At 38.4% G+C, this 16401-nt stretch carries 16 protein-coding genes and 1 pseudogene; 4 read left to right on the forward strand and 13 right to left on the reverse strand.

Annotation, left to right across the window (positions count from 1 at the left end; translation table 11 throughout):
* Positions 1–399 precede the first annotated feature (399 nt).
* Positions 400–2406, forward strand: coding sequence for a M3 family metallopeptidase (locus A7985_RS07710; RefSeq protein ID WP_256096653.1), 2007 nt, complete (start codon positions 400–402; stop codon positions 2404–2406).
* Positions 2407–2464: 58 nt separating this feature from the next.
* On the opposite strand, the gene A7985_RS07715 is transcribed toward A7985_RS07710, so the two are convergent.
* The 4 genes and pseudogenes from A7985_RS07715 to A7985_RS07725 all read right to left on the reverse strand — a co-directional run bounded on the left by A7985_RS07715 (position 2465) and on the right by A7985_RS07725 (position 5545).
* Positions 2465–4192 carry a hypothetical protein gene (locus A7985_RS07715; protein ID WP_065789825.1) on the reverse strand — a complete coding sequence of 576 codons (1728 nt, stop codon included), beginning with the start codon at positions 4190–4192 and terminating at the stop codon, positions 2465–2467.
* A gap of 195 nt (positions 4193–4387) precedes the next feature.
* A pseudogene (locus tag A7985_RS27160) lies at positions 4388–4729 on the reverse strand (demethoxyubiquinone hydroxylase family protein).
* A 47-nt stretch (positions 4730–4776) separates the two neighbouring features.
* The gene (locus A7985_RS25765) at positions 4777–4893 is read right to left on the reverse strand and encodes a demethoxyubiquinone hydroxylase family protein (protein ID WP_081310460.1); all 117 of its coding nucleotides are present in this window, start codon (positions 4891–4893) and stop codon (positions 4777–4779) included.
* A 343-nt stretch (positions 4894–5236) separates the two neighbouring features.
* Complete coding sequence (locus A7985_RS07725) at positions 5237–5545, reverse strand: DUF2834 domain-containing protein (RefSeq protein ID WP_065789827.1); 309 nt, start codon at positions 5543–5545, stop codon at positions 5237–5239.
* A 300-nt stretch (positions 5546–5845) separates the two neighbouring features.
* Between A7985_RS07725 and A7985_RS07730 the strand changes: the two genes are divergently transcribed.
* On the forward strand, positions 5846–6445 hold the full coding sequence (locus tag A7985_RS07730; RefSeq protein WP_065789828.1) for a DUF4291 domain-containing protein: 600 nt from the start codon (positions 5846–5848) through the stop codon (positions 6443–6445).
* A gap of 104 nt (positions 6446–6549) precedes the next feature.
* On the opposite strand, the gene A7985_RS07735 is transcribed toward A7985_RS07730, so the two are convergent.
* The 8 genes from A7985_RS07735 to A7985_RS07770 all read right to left on the reverse strand — a co-directional run bounded on the left by A7985_RS07735 (position 6550) and on the right by A7985_RS07770 (position 13634).
* Complete coding sequence (locus A7985_RS07735) at positions 6550–6924, reverse strand: calcium-binding protein (RefSeq protein ID WP_063379555.1); 375 nt, start codon at positions 6922–6924, stop codon at positions 6550–6552.
* Positions 6925–7032: 108 nt separating this feature from the next.
* Entirely contained in the window at positions 7033–8115 is a 1083-nt protein-coding gene (locus A7985_RS07740) for a hypothetical protein (protein WP_065789829.1), read from the reverse strand.
* A gap of 638 nt (positions 8116–8753) precedes the next feature.
* Complete coding sequence (locus tag A7985_RS07745) at positions 8754–10520, reverse strand: Lnb N-terminal periplasmic domain-containing protein (RefSeq protein WP_065789830.1); 1767 nt, start codon at positions 10518–10520, stop codon at positions 8754–8756.
* A gap of 19 nt (positions 10521–10539) precedes the next feature.
* Complete coding sequence (locus tag A7985_RS07750; RefSeq protein WP_065789831.1) at positions 10540–10899, reverse strand: adenosine deaminase; 360 nt, start codon at positions 10897–10899, stop codon at positions 10540–10542.
* A gap of 531 nt (positions 10900–11430) precedes the next feature.
* Complete coding sequence (locus A7985_RS07755) at positions 11431–11943, reverse strand: MerR family transcriptional regulator (protein WP_065789832.1); 513 nt, start codon at positions 11941–11943, stop codon at positions 11431–11433.
* Positions 11944–11958: 15 nt separating this feature from the next.
* Positions 11959–12369 (reverse strand): hypothetical protein, encoded by a 411-nt coding sequence (locus tag A7985_RS07760; protein ID WP_065789833.1) that lies wholly within the window; start codon positions 12367–12369, stop codon positions 11959–11961.
* Between the two features lie 286 nt (positions 12370–12655).
* Complete coding sequence (locus A7985_RS07765) at positions 12656–12997, reverse strand: hypothetical protein (RefSeq protein WP_065789834.1); 342 nt, start codon at positions 12995–12997, stop codon at positions 12656–12658.
* Positions 12998–13217: 220 nt separating this feature from the next.
* The gene (locus A7985_RS07770) at positions 13218–13634 is read right to left on the reverse strand and encodes a 4-oxalocrotonate tautomerase (RefSeq protein WP_065789835.1); all 417 of its coding nucleotides are present in this window, start codon (positions 13632–13634) and stop codon (positions 13218–13220) included.
* A 149-nt stretch (positions 13635–13783) separates the two neighbouring features.
* Here A7985_RS07770 and A7985_RS07775 point away from each other — a divergent pair, with 149 nt between their 5' ends.
* Entirely contained in the window at positions 13784–14338 is a 555-nt protein-coding gene (locus A7985_RS07775; RefSeq protein ID WP_065789836.1) for a TetR/AcrR family transcriptional regulator, read from the forward strand.
* 453 nt (positions 14339–14791) lie between these two features.
* Entirely contained in the window at positions 14792–15811 is a 1020-nt protein-coding gene (locus A7985_RS07780) for a fibrinogen-like YCDxxxxGGGW domain-containing protein (protein WP_065789837.1), read from the forward strand.
* Positions 15812–16024: 213 nt separating this feature from the next.
* On the opposite strand, the gene A7985_RS07785 is transcribed toward A7985_RS07780, so the two are convergent.
* On the reverse strand, positions 16025–16312 hold the full coding sequence (locus A7985_RS07785) for a YciI family protein (protein ID WP_065789838.1): 288 nt from the start codon (positions 16310–16312) through the stop codon (positions 16025–16027).
* Positions 16313–16401 lie beyond the last annotated feature (89 nt).

The raw sequence follows: 16401 nt of genomic DNA on the forward strand, positions 1-16401 counted from the left end.
TGTATTAAAGCCATCACGGTAGTCACTATCACTTTATCTCTACCAGTTGAAGATAAGGGCTATGAATGGCTACGGGTTTAATGACTCTTCGCCCCCAAAATGACATAAATATTGCAATTTTCAGCTCAATGGATGAATTCGTGCGATAAATGCCTACATCTTGCGAATTTAGTTAGGTATCATTCTAGATACAAGTATATTATAACATTACATTACTTTTATTAGGGGATACCCAGTGCTAAGAAAAACCCACCTAGCTTTGGCCATTTCGGCAGCGGTTCTATTTGCCGGCTGTTCGAAAGCGCCTGAAGAGCAACAAGCCAGTCAAGCTACTGCTGCCGAGAAAACTGTTGCAGAAGCTACAAGCAGCGATATTAAGCAAAACCCTTTCTTTCAAGAGTGGACAACTCCATTTGGCGCGCGCCACTTGGCCAAATTAAAACAGAGCACTTTTTACCTGCGTTCAATCAAGCTATGGTTGAGCATAAGAAAGAGATTGATGCGATTACGGACAATGAGCGCCCTGCCGATTTTGCTAATACCATCGAAGCAATGGAATTAGCAGGCTCAACGCTGTCGCGTGTTTCTGCGGTTTTCTCTAACTTGTCTAACACAGAATCAAACGAGCAAATGCAAAAGCTGCAACGTGAGATTTCACCGTTATTGACGCGTCATGATAATGAAATTCAAATGAATGAAGCGCTGTTCAAACGTGTGGCTAAGGTGTATGAAAATCGCGGTTCGGCACTTCTTAACGCTGAGCAAACGCGTTTACTTGAACGTATTTACAATAGTTTTGTTCGTTCAGGTGCAAAGCTTACCGGTGAGGAGCGTGCAGAGTTTGCAAAAATAAACGAACGCCTTTCAGCATTGACGACTGAGTTTGGTCAAAACGCTTTGAATGATTCTCGTGCTTTCACGCTGGTACTTGAAGAGTCTGACTTAGCGGGGTTATCCCAAGCACAACGTGATGCAGCTGCTGCCGCCGCGACCGCAAGAGATTTACCTGGCAAGTACGTCATTACACTTAACCGCTCAAGTGTTCAGCCTTTCTTACAGTTTTCTGAGCGTCGTGACCTACGTGAGAAAGCATTCAAAGGTTGGGCGAATCGTGGTGACAATGACAATGAATTTGATAACAAAGCTATCATTGCAGAAATCGTAGAACTCCGTGCAAAACGTGCTCAACTACTAGGATATAAACATCACTCTGAGTATGTGCTAACTAACTCTATGGCGAGCAAGCCTGAAACTGCAATGGACCTACTGACAAAAGTATGGGAGCCAGCTGTTGAAAAAGCCGAGCAAGAGCGTGAGTGGATCAAAGAACAGATGGCTGCAGAAGGTGTCACTCATGAGCTTGAACCATGGGACTGGCGCTATTACGCAGAGAAAGTGCGCAAAGCTAAATTTGACCTAGACCAAGGTCAAATCGCTGAGTACTTCGAGCTAAATAATATGATCGAGGCACAGTTTTACACAGCTGAGCGTTTATTTGGCTTAAAGTTTGTTGAGCGCACTGACATCCCAGTTTACAACCCTGTTGTGCGTGTTTGGGAAGTACAAGATAAAGCAGGTAACGCGATTGGCTTGTTCTACGGTGACTACTATGCGCGTTCAACTAAACGTTCTGGCGCTTGGATGAGCTCATTCCGTACGCAGCAGAAACTGGCGGGTGATGTTAAGCCATTAATTCTAAACAACATGAACCTGAATAAACCTGCTGAAGGTGAGCCGACGTTGATGAGCTACTCAGACGCAGTAACTTTATTCCATGAATTTGGACACGCACTACACGGCTTACTTTCAAATGTCACTTATCCTACACTGGCTGGTACAAGTGTACCTCGTGACTGGGTAGAATTCCCTGCACAATTGTTTGAGCACTTCATTGCTCAACCTGAAATGCTGAAGAAATTTGCGCTTCATTACAAAACGAATGAGCCAATGCCAAAAGAGCTACTGGATAAGATCAAGCAAGCTGGCACATTCAACCAAGGGTTCGCAACGGTTGAGTTTACAGCTTCTGCGCTTGTAGATATGGCTTACCACCAAATGACCGACGTAAAAGATCTCGATGTTCGTGCCTTTGAAAATAAAATACTCACTGAGTACGGTAAACCTGAAGAAATCATCATGCGTCACCGTAGTACACACTTCGGTCATATTTTCGCAGGTGGCTATTCTTCAGCTTACTACGCATATATGTGGTCAGAAATCTTAGATGCAGATGGCTTCGATGCTTTCTTAGAAAAGAAAGATATCTTCGATAAAGAAACAGCTGAACGTTTATATCAGTTTATCTACAGCCGCGGTGACACACTTGATTACTTTGAAGCCTATGAAGGCTTTAGAGGTAGAAAGCCAACTACTGATGCACTACTGCGCAACAGAGGTTTAGACTAATCCCACCCTTAAAAAGCCGAAGTCATAGTACTTCGGCTTTTTATTTGTCAAACAATGTTTATTTAGTCGTTTTTATAAACCCAGTTCCCAAAACTTCAAAGTAAAACTGACCATTGGTTGCATTAATAGGTGTTGCGATTAGCTGGTCATTCTCTACACTCCAACTAAATGAGGGCCAACTCCTTCCTGCACCTTCGATACGTCCTAGAGCATACTGCTGTTCAACAAATACCGTATTGTCTGATTTGCATACAGCAATTTTGTATAACGCAGTATTCTTATTCAAACTGCTTGACGGGTCGCCATTTGAAGCTTGTATCATTAATTCTCCACCATAGGAGCTGCTGTGTCCTTGGGGAGACAAAAGTCGGCAAATTTCTGTAGGTGAGGTAACATTTTTATTGGGCACAACTGTGTGCTTGGGTAAGTGCTGAATATAGCCCCCCCGCTGAGATCTAACGCCATTTGGCAGATCATTATAGCCTTCAACTAAGTAAGCCCCTTCTCCATCTACAATCACGTCTTCAATTACGTGTGCAGAATTTGACTGTTTTGAGGCACTATTAATTAACGTAGCTGTATTTTCTTTTCCACCTTCCGACTTAAGGTGGAGTAGATTAGCAAACCCTTGATTAGCAGAATTGTTGTTAAATCCAAAAACACTGTTCAAACTGATGTTTTTGTTTTCTCCACTGATGTTTGAAGCTGTCAAATAGAAACCTGACTTCCTATTGTGCTCTGCTCCAGAACCTACTATATCCAACGAATGACTGTTTGATATCTCATAGCCATGTTGGCTATTTAGGTCCGATGCACAACTACTGATAGAGCTATAAAAAGCTTGGTTAATTTTATATCCAACTTCATTTCTTGCTGAATAGCAGTTATCAAATTTTAAAGAAGTGTGTAAGCCCTGCATGTTAAACCCATGACCGGCGTTATGAGACGCAAATACTCTACTATATGTTCCCAAGAAACCACGGCCAGAACTAACACCATCACCTTCATTGTAAGATATTCTAAGGTCTGCAAAATATGCATGGTTCCAAGCAATACCCGTAGTTTGATCTAACGTAAACTCCCCACCTAACTGCGCTACCCCATCACTTTTAGAGTTATATACAGCTAGATCTCTTAGTGAGTAAAATACACCAGGTTCAAAAACTACACCGCTATCAGTCCCATTCGCTTCACTAAAATCGAGTACACTCGCCGCTTTACCACTCCCTAGAATAGTTCTATTTACAAAGTTGTTGTGGCCGTCTACTTTAAAATATGCCTTTGAACTAACATTATTTTTGCCAATTGGAATATCAATTACGCCACCCGTTGTAATGCTATCCCCTGTTATCAATAAATTACTGACATTATTGATACCGGTTGAATTGGCCACTTGGTTTAAATTAATGCGATCTCCATGCACGAGCAATAGTGCTAAACTGCTGTTTGCATTGCTGGTATGTAACTCGACACTTTGTGGTGACGTATAATTAGAGAATACCACTTGGTAAAAAGTAGATGAGGTCCGTGCAATGATGGATGCCTTGGCTTGAATGAATACAGTGTCACCTTCGCTTAAGTCATGACTGTTAAGCGCTTCAGATAACGCTTTAAAAAAATATATATTGCTAGTCCCTACTGACGCATCTACATTTGTTGCATATGTTGCTGCTCCAACTGGTATTGCAGCACCAAGTAATGCCCCAGCACTTAAAAACTGCCTTCTTCCAGCGCTGTCTATCTCGTTCACACTATCTAAACTTTTGCTATCATTCTTATTTTTCAAAGAAACTCTCCACTATATAAATTGAAGAATCTTAAGCTGTAAATAATAAGAAAAACAACACCTAACCTCAAACATGAATAAACTCATGAAACAAGCACACACAATCAATCAAATTTAAACAAACCATCTATAATAAGTCATTTTATTTAAATCAAGGTGGTTGTTTTATAATCCATAATGAGCCTAATATTATTGTTAGAGTTTAGTCGATAGCCAAATGGCAAGTCGAGTTGAAGATTTCACTACCAGTCGTATTGGCAGGTATATCACTGAATTTGAACCGTGATTTACACCTAAATCCAAATGTTCTTCTTCGTCTTTTTTAATGCTTAGCACTGTCTGATAGGCACTGTGGTTATGGGCTTATAAATACCTTAGTTGCCAGTCTAAATGGTGTAACACTGTCGATTCAACTGCTTGAGTACATACCCAAATTAGCAAACCTGTGATAATGCCCAGTAATGAACCACCCAGTGACCAAAACCAAAGGGCATAACAATGCCTGACATGATGCACTTTTAGCCATGATTCAAAAATTTAATAGTGCTCTTTTTCGTGTACCAACATTTCATCGAGCTGATTAACTAAAAGTCCTTATAAAACAAACGAGTAATTAAGCGCTGCGCTTGATAGATACAAATAGCGCCACGTTCACCTGCATGATCAACACGTATGATTCGTTCAACTTCCTTTGCTGTCATTTAAAACCTCAATAGTGACCGCACACAGTGATTATTAACATATTCCATCAAGGTGATTTAGGAGCAATATGCTTAAAAGATGAATATTGAATAGTGCGAGTATGCTATACATTACCTTGTAACGCTTAAGTTGGCTTTTCAAAATCAAAGGGATTGGGCACACAACGCCAATTACCAAACTCGCAACAAAACTTAGCATATAAAGCAACTCAGAGAATTCATGCTCAAAACTTGGCCTAAAAAAGCCAACAACAATAAAAACAAGTGGAGTAAATGAAAATATTGCCCTAAGTTTATTTTCTGACACTTTTAGCCCCCTCGTTAGATCTATTACCCAGTCACATCATCTCAAAGCTCTTTCCCTCAAATACAGATACATAGGTAACCCAATAGACACGCCTACAATCAAAGTACCAATCACCGCAAAGTACCTATACTTGATTTGTTTTCTTCGGCCATCAACTAAAATAAATCCTATGAGCGCGACTGCCGATACAAGTACATCTAACCAAGCAAATTGACTAACCGAGTTTGCCGCCGCATGACTGAACAAAAGAGGAATGTCCAAGCCATGGGCTAATATCCAAGGTGCTAATACCCCATATGGTATCAATAAACCCAGGAAAGTAAGGGTAAGATAAAATCCTTTCATATATTCTCTCCTAATTCATTTTTTCGACGACAAAATAAAATACACCAACACAGCCATTGGAGTGGTATTTCAAAGCATTCATCACTTTTCTTTGTTATCGTCCATATTCCTTTGCGATTACTATTTAAACAGACTGAGTTACTGAGTTTATAAATCAATTACACTCTTTAGTGAATGTATTTAAATACTTTATGAAAAAATTCAAGCTATTTCAGTTGTTCGCTTCTGGGCGATAAGTAATAATACTTATAACCCAATAAAACAAAAGTAACGTTTAATCAATAGAGAATAAAATAGTTAATGACTTTTCCGATTCGGCAGATCCGTGCCGTTTATGACAATAAAACGATCCGTGTTTATCAGGCTTACAACGACGCAATAGCAAATTCCGCACTTGCCAATGGCACTTTCATTTCACCTCCTTTTAAAATGGAGCGTATGACCTGGATTAAGCCATCGTTTCTTTGGATGATGTATCGCTCAGGTTGGGCGAAAAAAGATGCTGGTCAAAACCGTATCTTGGCAATCGATATAAGTAGAGAAGGATTCGAGTGGGCACTCGACAATAGCCTATTGAGCAATAAGGTGAAAGAGTTCACCGATAGAGAGGCTTGGCTAAAGCTTAAAAACAGCACTCCAGTTAGGATCCAGTGGGACCCTGAGCGTGACATTTACTTGCAACCGCTCGAGCACCGCGCTATTCAAATAGGATTATCCAACGAAGCGGTCGACCTATATGTGAATCAGTGGGTTCAAAAAGTCACCGACGTAACAGAACTCGCAGCGCAAATCAAAAGTTACGTTGACAACAACCAATTAGAGGCCGCTAGGACTTTATTGCCAAATGAAGTACCGTACAATCTCAATACCAATATAAAAAATAAAATAATGGCTGATTAGAGCGTGTAGCCAAGGCTAAAAATAATTTTGAACAACTCATAAACGAAAATGAAGAAGAGAATGGGACTCTCTTCTTCATTATGATTAACGCTAAGCTTTACTTTTTAGTAGCTTTCGCAAGAATTATAATAAGGCGTGCCAGATTTATTTTTACACACGTCATAACCTGCGCCACCATAATAATAATCAGCAGCTGTACCGCCTTCTAAGTAATCATTTCCATTGCCGCCGTATAGTCGATCTGATGCTGTATCTCCATACAACTTGTCATTTCCGTTACCGCCATACAGAATGTCACTGCCTGTTTTACCATAAAGACGATCGTTACCATCATATCCGTAAATGATATCTGTGCCTGTACTACCAATGATAATATCATCGCCACCAGTACCGTAGTGTGTACCACGAGCTTCAGCTGAGCTTGCAAAAGAGGCCGCAGCCAACGTTCCTACTACCATCAGTAAATTTACGAGTTTCATTATTTTTCCTTAATTATAAATTTTTTGTTTCGCTTCATTTTTGGAAAGACTTTTCCAAATCTGGTCTCTTTTACTTCTCATTGCATAACGACGGCTTATACTCAGGTATTATCTTGAGGTGTTTCTTATATCATTGTTCATTATGCGTAATTTGTTTATTTCACTATCATTTAAGGCATACTTAGATAGTGACTTGAGTGCATATAGTCGAATTGGAGGGGGCTCATTTTCGTCATCCGCTACTTGCCAAAGAACACTGCGATTTTCTTGAGATTTAAAAGGGCTATCTCCCAAGGACATGACCGCTCGCGCACGAGTGTTAACATCAGGATCTGTTAAAGCCAAAGTTCTCACATCTTGCAAGTCTTCATTATTCGTGGCCCATTGCGCCATTTGATAAACGCCATGACGACGGACATTTTGATCCTCTGCTTTTACCACTTTTGATAACGTGCTTTGCACACGTTGGTAATCTTCTTGTGAGCTTGGAGCCGGTTTTAGCGCCATTAAAGCAAATTGCTGTAGGTCAGAGTTTAGGTCATTTCCAGAGTCAATATGTGCTAGTACACGATCCCGAGTATCACCCGTCACCTCTTCCATTTGTGCAATCAATAGAAGTCCGGCTGTCCTCGCCTGCTCATCATTTGATAAATCCAAGGCCATATCTAGTGCCGCTTCTTGAGCAAGCTCATGACCTGACTCAGAAAGCACTGCGCTAAGTTCTCTTCCAAGCAAACTATTAGGATCTTCAATAAATGCGTCGATTAATTCAGAAATTAACTCGGGGTCTTGATCAAGCAAATTAAGCAGCTGCATTCGTGCTGCGATATGCTTGTTGCTAGGCCCCATAATGGCATGCTTGAGTGGCTCTGGGTTTTGGGCGATGCTTGTGTTTAGCTTCTCCAATGTATCTCTAAGCTTTTCATTCGTCGTGATGCTTTGATCATTTTTTATCAGTGTTTGATTATTTTGGCTCTCAGCGGATGACACTAAAACCTGATTATGCGCATGCTTCTTTCCTGCACTGTCGTTTACCACATCAACTTGGATAGCAATTTGCTCGGCAAGTCGAGGAGACGCCAATTGTTGTGTTGATGAAAATCTCAGTTGTACAAAGCCAATAATAACCAATAGCACTAGAATAGCCGCAGCAATTACATATTTGTTCAGAAAATACCGTTTATGTTGCATCACAACACGCTTTTATTGTTTTATTTTTGAGCTAAGATAGATTGCTAAAATGACGTTTACGTTGCGAAAAAGCGAATGTTTTTTGAACAAAAAAGCGAATGTATATTTGCAAAGCGAAGATTGGAGTCATTTAAACATCATGAGGGTAAATAAATGTTAAATGACTAACCAGCTAGTACCAACCACAACCCCTGTGACGCAATTGAGGACACCGTGCTTTTTTAACACGCCAAGCAACTCGAAAAACTAAGCGCCAAAAGATACGTTGAAAATATAAGCGATACGCATATCAAATTGACTGAATTGTCGAAAATTTAATCCCGCTTTTCATCTTAATTCTCGTTTCATCCAACATGATGCTGCCTAAATCACTCTCAATTTCACTAGTAAGGTTATATGACTTAAAGAACAAAAAAATAATACATAATTATCAATTTAGCAGATGACTTTAAGTCATTGTGGTATGTCTTTAGGTAATTGGAATCGAACCTCTAGAGAAAGAGGTTACTATAATTTAAAAAATTTATTTAAAGACTCTATAAATCCTGAATAAAATAAACCTTCGATTAATCACCTAAAATAAAGACCATTAGAAAAAATTAAATAACAATCCATATAGATAGTAATAAACCGTAAAATCAATAATATATCTTAACACCAGCACTAGCAGAGAGTTGTTCATGGCCATAATCAACCTTCTTATGTTTAAAGCCAAAAACAAGAGACTTATTACTCTCCCAAAAGTAAGAGTTTTGCAGCTTAGACTCTATTCCATATCCTCCAGAACCAAACTCATTATATAAAATCTTACTGCTAAAGCTCACTTTATTATTCCCTTTTAAATAAGCGAAAGCTCCAACATCAAAGGCGGGGGTCAACCAAATATTCCCATGTGCAAGAGAAGTTTCTAGACCAAATGTAGAGTACAACTGTAAACTTGGATGAGGTTGAACACTTAGCCCAAGTCCTGCATTAGAATAAAATCTACTTTCCGAGTCAAATTGATAAATATCAAACCCACTATAGCCAATTGAAAAATAACCAGATATTCCCCCAGCTATAGGATCATAAGGAATATATTGAGCAATTGAATAAAGCTCGAATTTTTCTAATTTAAATTTATTTTTACTCAGAATTACTTTTGGACTTAAAAGTTTTAAGCTTGATTCAGAGAACGCATGCCTGTTGTCATCTGTTAAAAGATGTGAAGCGGGTAAAATATCAAACTGAAGATAGTCTTCGTTGTGATTTGATACTAACTGAATAGCGATTTGACTATCACTTGATCTGCGTAATGGATTCTTAAAGTTACTTACATCTATACTCGTATAATTTTTATCGAGAAAATATCCATCTATAATATTTTTATTATTTAACCATTTAACTTCTGTAATAAGATTATCGAGATAAAGCATTTCATTTAAAGCTAATAAATAATGATAATACAAAGCTGGCTTATTAACTAGGTTACGTTCTAATATGTAACTATCATTTTTTAAATACCCTAATAAAGTCTCTTTTTCAAAATTTGAAATTTCCCTACCGTAAGCTCTTAGCCTCCAATTTAATGAAGGTTTAACTGTGGCCTGAGTAACCATATCGCTTTGATTAACAATTTTTATAACATCTAGTGGGCTTAACCAATCTGAACCAGGCTTAATAATACTTGGGTTTACAACACCCAAAATATCTAGAGTAATAGTTGCACAGTTATGTGTGTGGAAAAAATAGTCGATTCTCTTATCTTTTAGTTCCCACAAATGAAGAGATATAAGCTTAACTTCAAAGTCAGCTAAACCTAGGTGATATTCATATATATTACGAGATTCAATATCACTATAGTAATCTTCACTCTCTTGGTAAGGAGATACAATAAAATATCCTTCTTTCCCTGTAACGATAGAGTCATACATCAATTTTGGAATATTTATAGTGTCTACTTCTGTAAAATATGAAACAGCATGCTCTTTTTCATTTTGGCCATTTATCTTTAAATAAGTATGCCCCATAAAACTGCTAGGACTTGTCAAATTCTCTGATGCATAGACTAAACTTATAGATTCAGCTGAAATAGAATCAAGGTATTTTTTCAGGTCAGGGCAATGTTCGAAGGAAATATCTTCATTTAAATAAAAACGTTCGTTAATCCAGTAAGCCCTAGCGGGAAACTGACAAACATATTCTCTTTTTTTTTCATCATTCCGTTTCAAAAGTGAGATAATATTTTTTATTTCTTTGCCAGAGTTTGTTGAAATAAATGATTTAGACTGAACATTTTGACTTTCACTTTTCTTGTGTAGTAATGCATCGTATACACGATAATCTCTTTCAGTCAACTCTATACAAATAGCTTGAAAAGAAATGGAAAAGATTAAAAAAAAAGAAGCGAAAGCGCTTCTTTTCATCAGGAAATATTCTTTCATATTAGTTAGGGCAAACTACCGATACAGAATCCTGATAGCGCCACATTTTCTCTGAGCTATAATCAGTGGTTGAACCAAAAGCGCCACCTGAAAGAAGGTTAACAAAGAATGTAGGCTCTACTTCTTTATTTAATGCGATAGCTTGCTCACAACCCTGAGTAGTAACATTCAAAGTTTTATTCTTATTTTCTTTCTTAACTTCAACAACCCCTGGAGCTGTTTGAACATTACCATCTACTTCAACTTGTAGGCCCTGCTTAGTAGAGCTTACGTTAATGCGATGATAATCATCAGTTAGAATAGTTGAACAACCCGAAAGAGTTAAAATTGCTGCGCCAGCTAAAACACTTGTTAATTTCATGTTAAATTCCATATTATATTTTTCGCCGCGAATACTAGCAAAGATGAAAGTAAATTAAAAATATATTTTTAATTTAAAACAGTAAAAAGGATAAAAAACAACCACACCATAAATATATAATTGAGTTTTATAGTAAAAAATCTAGCTGCATTGCAGGTGGACTTGATTGTTAAGCACCTTATTGTGGCAATTGGTCATATGCTACGAATCTGAAGGCTGCTGTCGTACTGCTAATTTATTCCCAATTTTATTCTCTGGGCTTCATATAACACCCTACAATTTCTTCGTTTATACCTGTCAGGCTAGCAAAATACACTCGCTGTCAGTAATGGCTTCTAATAGCTTTATCTTACGTAGATATGAGTACTTTGTGAAAATTCATGTTTTTACAAATAGCCCTAGCCACCGAGCCATTTGCACAGAGCTTTCCTATTTATCAGAAAGTGCGTTAGCACGAGTAGTGCTGAAACTTTGTCAGTGGTCATACACCAATATCTATTGAACCACCTAAGCAGCCCGATAACATAGTCATTAGAATGACCTTATTTTTTTAATTTCATGTGGGGGAATACCTAGAGACTCTAAAAATGCTTGATGTTGTTCAGGCTTCATACGTTCAAAATTACGATGCCATTCAATCATGTCCTTGTCACTAAAACCAAGTGATATCATAATCTCCACCCATCGTGATTTAGTAACTACCTTTTCTTCAAGAAGACCTGGCTCTTGTAACATCACGACAATTGCCTGTTGCTGCCTCTTCAGAGTTTGAATTTCTCGCGCTAAAGTATGGAACTGGCTTTTTAGTAACGCTGCTTGCTCCTGATCACTTTCGCTTGAGACCAATGTAGCAATATCAGCAACTGACATTCCAAAAGAGCGATAAGCCAATATGGATTTTAGCTTCTTTACTTCTCTCTCACTGTACCATCGATACCCATTTTCAGAGCGGCAGTTAGGTGTTAATAGCCCTACTCGTTCATAATATAAAACAGCCGTGCGAGAAATCTCGCACTTTCTGGCTAATTCGGTAACGGTTAACATGGTAGCTCCAAACAATTAAATTGGCTTTAAATTTGGCTCGATAGCGGTCACTTTTGCATCTTCACTAAACATTATCTCCTTTGTTATGTACTGGCTTAATACACCTATTGCATCAAGCACTAAATCTTGGTTATTCGCTAAGAAAGTTTCCCAAGGTTTATCTTTACTGCTTTTCATACGACTTGCCATAATTTTTAAAAGCGTTGTCGTAACCGTGAGATTAAATTTATCTTTTGCTCCGAGGCTCTCAGCATAAACCTTAATTCCACTACAAACTCTTTGTATTGCCTCAACCTCTGTGTATTCATTCAAGTATATAAACGCAATGCGAAGATGACCGATGTGGTTAAAGTGGACTGGATCTAATGATAGATCTTCAAATTGCGTTAAAAAAGTACTGTTGTCTAAATGATTTGTCGCTGGCATTGAAGTTCCTCTCAGTGTACTTAATCGTATTGAGTTGAAACCTTAAGCCCTATACCAATAGACGGGTCAAGTGCTCTCTGAATTTAAGCTGTTTAAATTTGTTTCAGTCGAGTATATAAACTAAATACGTCGATGTGAGAGGTGTAGCCCTGTAATTGAGTGCGTAATGAGGTTCGAAGGGGTGATTGATTTTGAGTACTTATAATAGTTTCACTTACTCTTGAAGCACTTTACCAAAAGCTAGAGAGCTTTACTCTCTAGCATTCACACTAAATAATATATCTATTTATTGCGCACGTAGCGAAAAGTTTTTGGGTGTAGCGGCACCATTTGTACAACTGCCAGAAAAGCTCACACCTATTTTCTTGCCAGAGATAATGGCTTCTTTTGCTGTTTCTAAAAATGTGCCAGACAGTTGATTGCTAATTGGCAGCCTAATAAAATTACTCTCTGAGCAACCAGAGTGAGATACATCTTCTTTCACCACAACAAAAACTGTATTCGTTAAGTTACTTGCACCAGCCTCTAGCACAGTGTACGGCTTAAGGTCGTAGACTGCATGCGCACTTGTCGCAACCATTCCTAACGTTAGAGATAGCGAAAAAGCTGCTTTCATAATGTTTTTCATTTAGAACTTTCCTTATTTTAATTTAAATTATGCATTAGTCTAAAATTCAATAGGCATATAAACTTCGATCATCAAAATTCACCTATATATTCCCTATGTAATCACGACTAGATGACATTGATACTGCATACCAATGTCATTTTATGTAATCAACTCATTATAAAACCTATAAATTTCCGGTAAATGAGACCAAATACTTAGCCCTGTCTCATTGACTTACTCAGTTTGCCGCTATGGCTTGTGTGATCTGTTCATTAGTCATCGCAATGCCATTAAAATTCCAACTTCCATCTACAGCATGCACTACATTAATGTATATATTTTCCCTTGGTTGGGTGCGTTCAGACAGCTCATAAATAATATTGGTAACATCTTGACCAAACCCTATTTGAACGTCTCTATCGGTGAATGCAAACGAGGGTACCTTCCATTCGACCCATACACCTGAAAACTCCTTTCCACCAGCATATGTCGCGCTTTTTGGCAAAACCTGAATCATTGCTGTGATATTCGATTTCATCGTTTCATTGCCTGTTAAGTTGTGCCATTTAAGCATCGCATCAGTGATTTTTGCTATGGCCAGATTTTCGGTTCCTTGAGGTAAAACACCTTCGGTGAGCGTGAGTGTTAGTGGCATGTTCTTTCTCCTTTGAATGTCTAAAAGTTAAAATATAGTGATCACTATAAAAACCATAATATAGCGATCACTATATTGTCAATGCATTTTATAGTGATCGCTATTTTTAAATGTTATAGTGACACTTGTTGTGAATAGAGGAGGCCTTCATGCCAAGTAAAAAAGAGCAGACACATCAACGAATTTTGGAATCAATGCACAAAACCTTTAGACAAAATGGCTATGATGGTGCTGGAGTTAACAGCTTAGCCAATGGCGCGGGTGTGACATCAGGTGCTTTTTATGCTCATTTTGGCTCTAAACCGAATGCTTTTAGAGAAGTTGTCACTGAAGGTGTGAACCAATTAGACTCTGCGCTACAAAGCTTTCAAGAGCGCCACGGCGATCAATGGTTAGATAAATTTATTTCTTTTTATTTGCAGGAAAAACGATGCAGTGATTTAAGTGAAAGCTGCGCTCTACAAAGCTTAACACCAGAGGTAATTCGCGCTGATGACGAGACTCGCTCAACTTTCGAAGCGTCGCTGCTTAAAGTTGTCGAGACCTTTGAACAAGGCACAAAAGAGCGGAACGATTTAAATACTTGGGCAACATTGGCTACCTTAATCGGCGGTGTTACTTTGGCGCGTGCAGTTAAAGATCCGCAGGTGGCTGAGGAAATTGCCACGTCTGTTCAGCAGCATATTATCCCTAAACCTGAATGAACCAATGAGATTCGCTCATAGAGTTTTCGATTAGAACCTAGTAAAACATCAATTATTATTTTCTAGGTTTTTACTTTTGAATTTTTTATTAAATCTATATGATAAGTTAGTTACACGGACTGTTGTAATTCAATCATATTCCGTTTTAAAACAGAAAATACAGATAAGAACACGACAGCGTCTATATACCTAAACAGCCGCTTTTAGGGTTTTTGCACATCCATTTCAAGTTATAAAATAATTAATAGTCATAAATTCAGAGATGTTTTTAGCAAAGCCTGACCTCTCAAAAACATTAATATTTTAATACCAACAAGAAATAAAATATCAATAATGTAGTAATGAACCTACACGAAATAAGGTTAAAAGATAGTTTTCCCACATTTACATATAGACGAAAAACAAACAACTTTAACAACCAAAAAACACCTAAATAAATCTCAAAGGAAATATATGAAATTGCTATTACTACCAATTAGCGCATTACTTGCTAGTAACTTTGCTTTAGCTCAAACTACACTAGAAGGAAATTATATTCTCACAACCGATAACCTGCAAAATGGTGTTATTGAGGCCGGCACATCTCAAGAGATCGCAATTATAGGAGACAAAGTACATTTTATGTCTCAAACTGCCACTCAATTTTTGTCTGGTAATTCTTCAATAGTGGGTAACGTTATTGACTTCAAGTTATCTGATAAAATTCCCTCAAATACTCAGTACTTCTTAGGAAACGTAGATGTTCAAGGTAACTACAGTGGTACTTGGTTTGCCGAAAATGGCTCCAAAGGTGACTGGACACTCAGTGCCCTTCAATCAAATGCGGCAACGAGTTGTAAGGACATTTTAGATGCAGGGCTTAGTCAAGGTGATGGTGTATACGACATTACAACCGTTTCGGGTGAAACGCTGAGTGTGTATTGTGATATGACTAGAGATGGGGGTGGCTGGACCTTAGTCGGTAGCTACCCTGCAAGTGAGACAGGCGGGATTTACCGTATTGAACAATATGGAAGTATTCCAGAAACAGATCCGAATAATGTCACCAAGCTTTGGCTATACAAAGGGGAGTTGAGTGTTTTCTCTGATGTAAAAGAACAAGTAAGTTGTTCAACGCTTGATTGTGGAGATGGCTACAATGTATATGGTACAAATTTCACTTCAAGAGAGCTTGAACTTGTAAGATATAACTGGGGTGCTAAAGACAGAGTTGAGTTAATGCCCAAAAACTCTGATAAGCCTAGTTGTACGACTTCTTTAGAACCAGGTGCAATCGTGTATGAAGGGTGTGTTGGCACAGCTTACATTGGTGGAAACGTCGCAGATACGACAGTAGGTTGGCAAGGCGATGTGCTTGCTTCTCATTGTTGGGTTGCGACCGGAACATACAAACCAGGCTCTAAAGGTTCGGCGATTTGTAGCAAGGGCAGTTTACCAAACGGGACGCAATGGGCTTTACTTTGGATGAGGTAAAAATCTCATAGCTACATCTAAACAAAAGCAGCTCCACGAGAGCTGCTTTGACTTTATGGCTATGGCCTATTCAACTACTTGCTACATAAGGATAAAAACAATCTTTCAAACGACTAGCTGCGTGTTCTTATACTAAATTTCAACAAGCTTAGTGCTTTGAAAAAGCTGACCATTACAACCATGTCATGGTCTGTGTGTAGTTTCACAAGCTCGCTATTCAAGCAAAAATGACAGGCGTTCGTCACTTTTAGAAACTGCCAACTCTGTAATTTCGGGTTTTACCACCCCTTCAATCACAAATGGGTCCTCAGCAATAATGCTTTCAAGTTCCATTTGGCCAACACCAATGGCTATTATTGCACCACCTCCACTTGGCTTAATGCTGCCAGAGAGAATAAAAACCCCTTTCTCAAACCAAGTTTGCAACCAAGCTTTGTGGCCTTCCATATAATCTTTTGCCAAAGATTTGTTATCAGAAAACTTTAATTTAACTATAAACATGTATTTGCTCCTTCAATTAACATCTAAGTCTTTGTGATTTGATTTATTTGTAATATAAAACTTCGCTCCACGGTCATCGCGAATTAGCT

This window comes from Pseudoalteromonas luteoviolacea, from assembly GCF_001696455.1.
In the GTDB taxonomy this organism is placed as follows: domain Bacteria; phylum Pseudomonadota; class Gammaproteobacteria; order Enterobacterales; family Alteromonadaceae; genus Pseudoalteromonas; species Pseudoalteromonas luteoviolacea_C.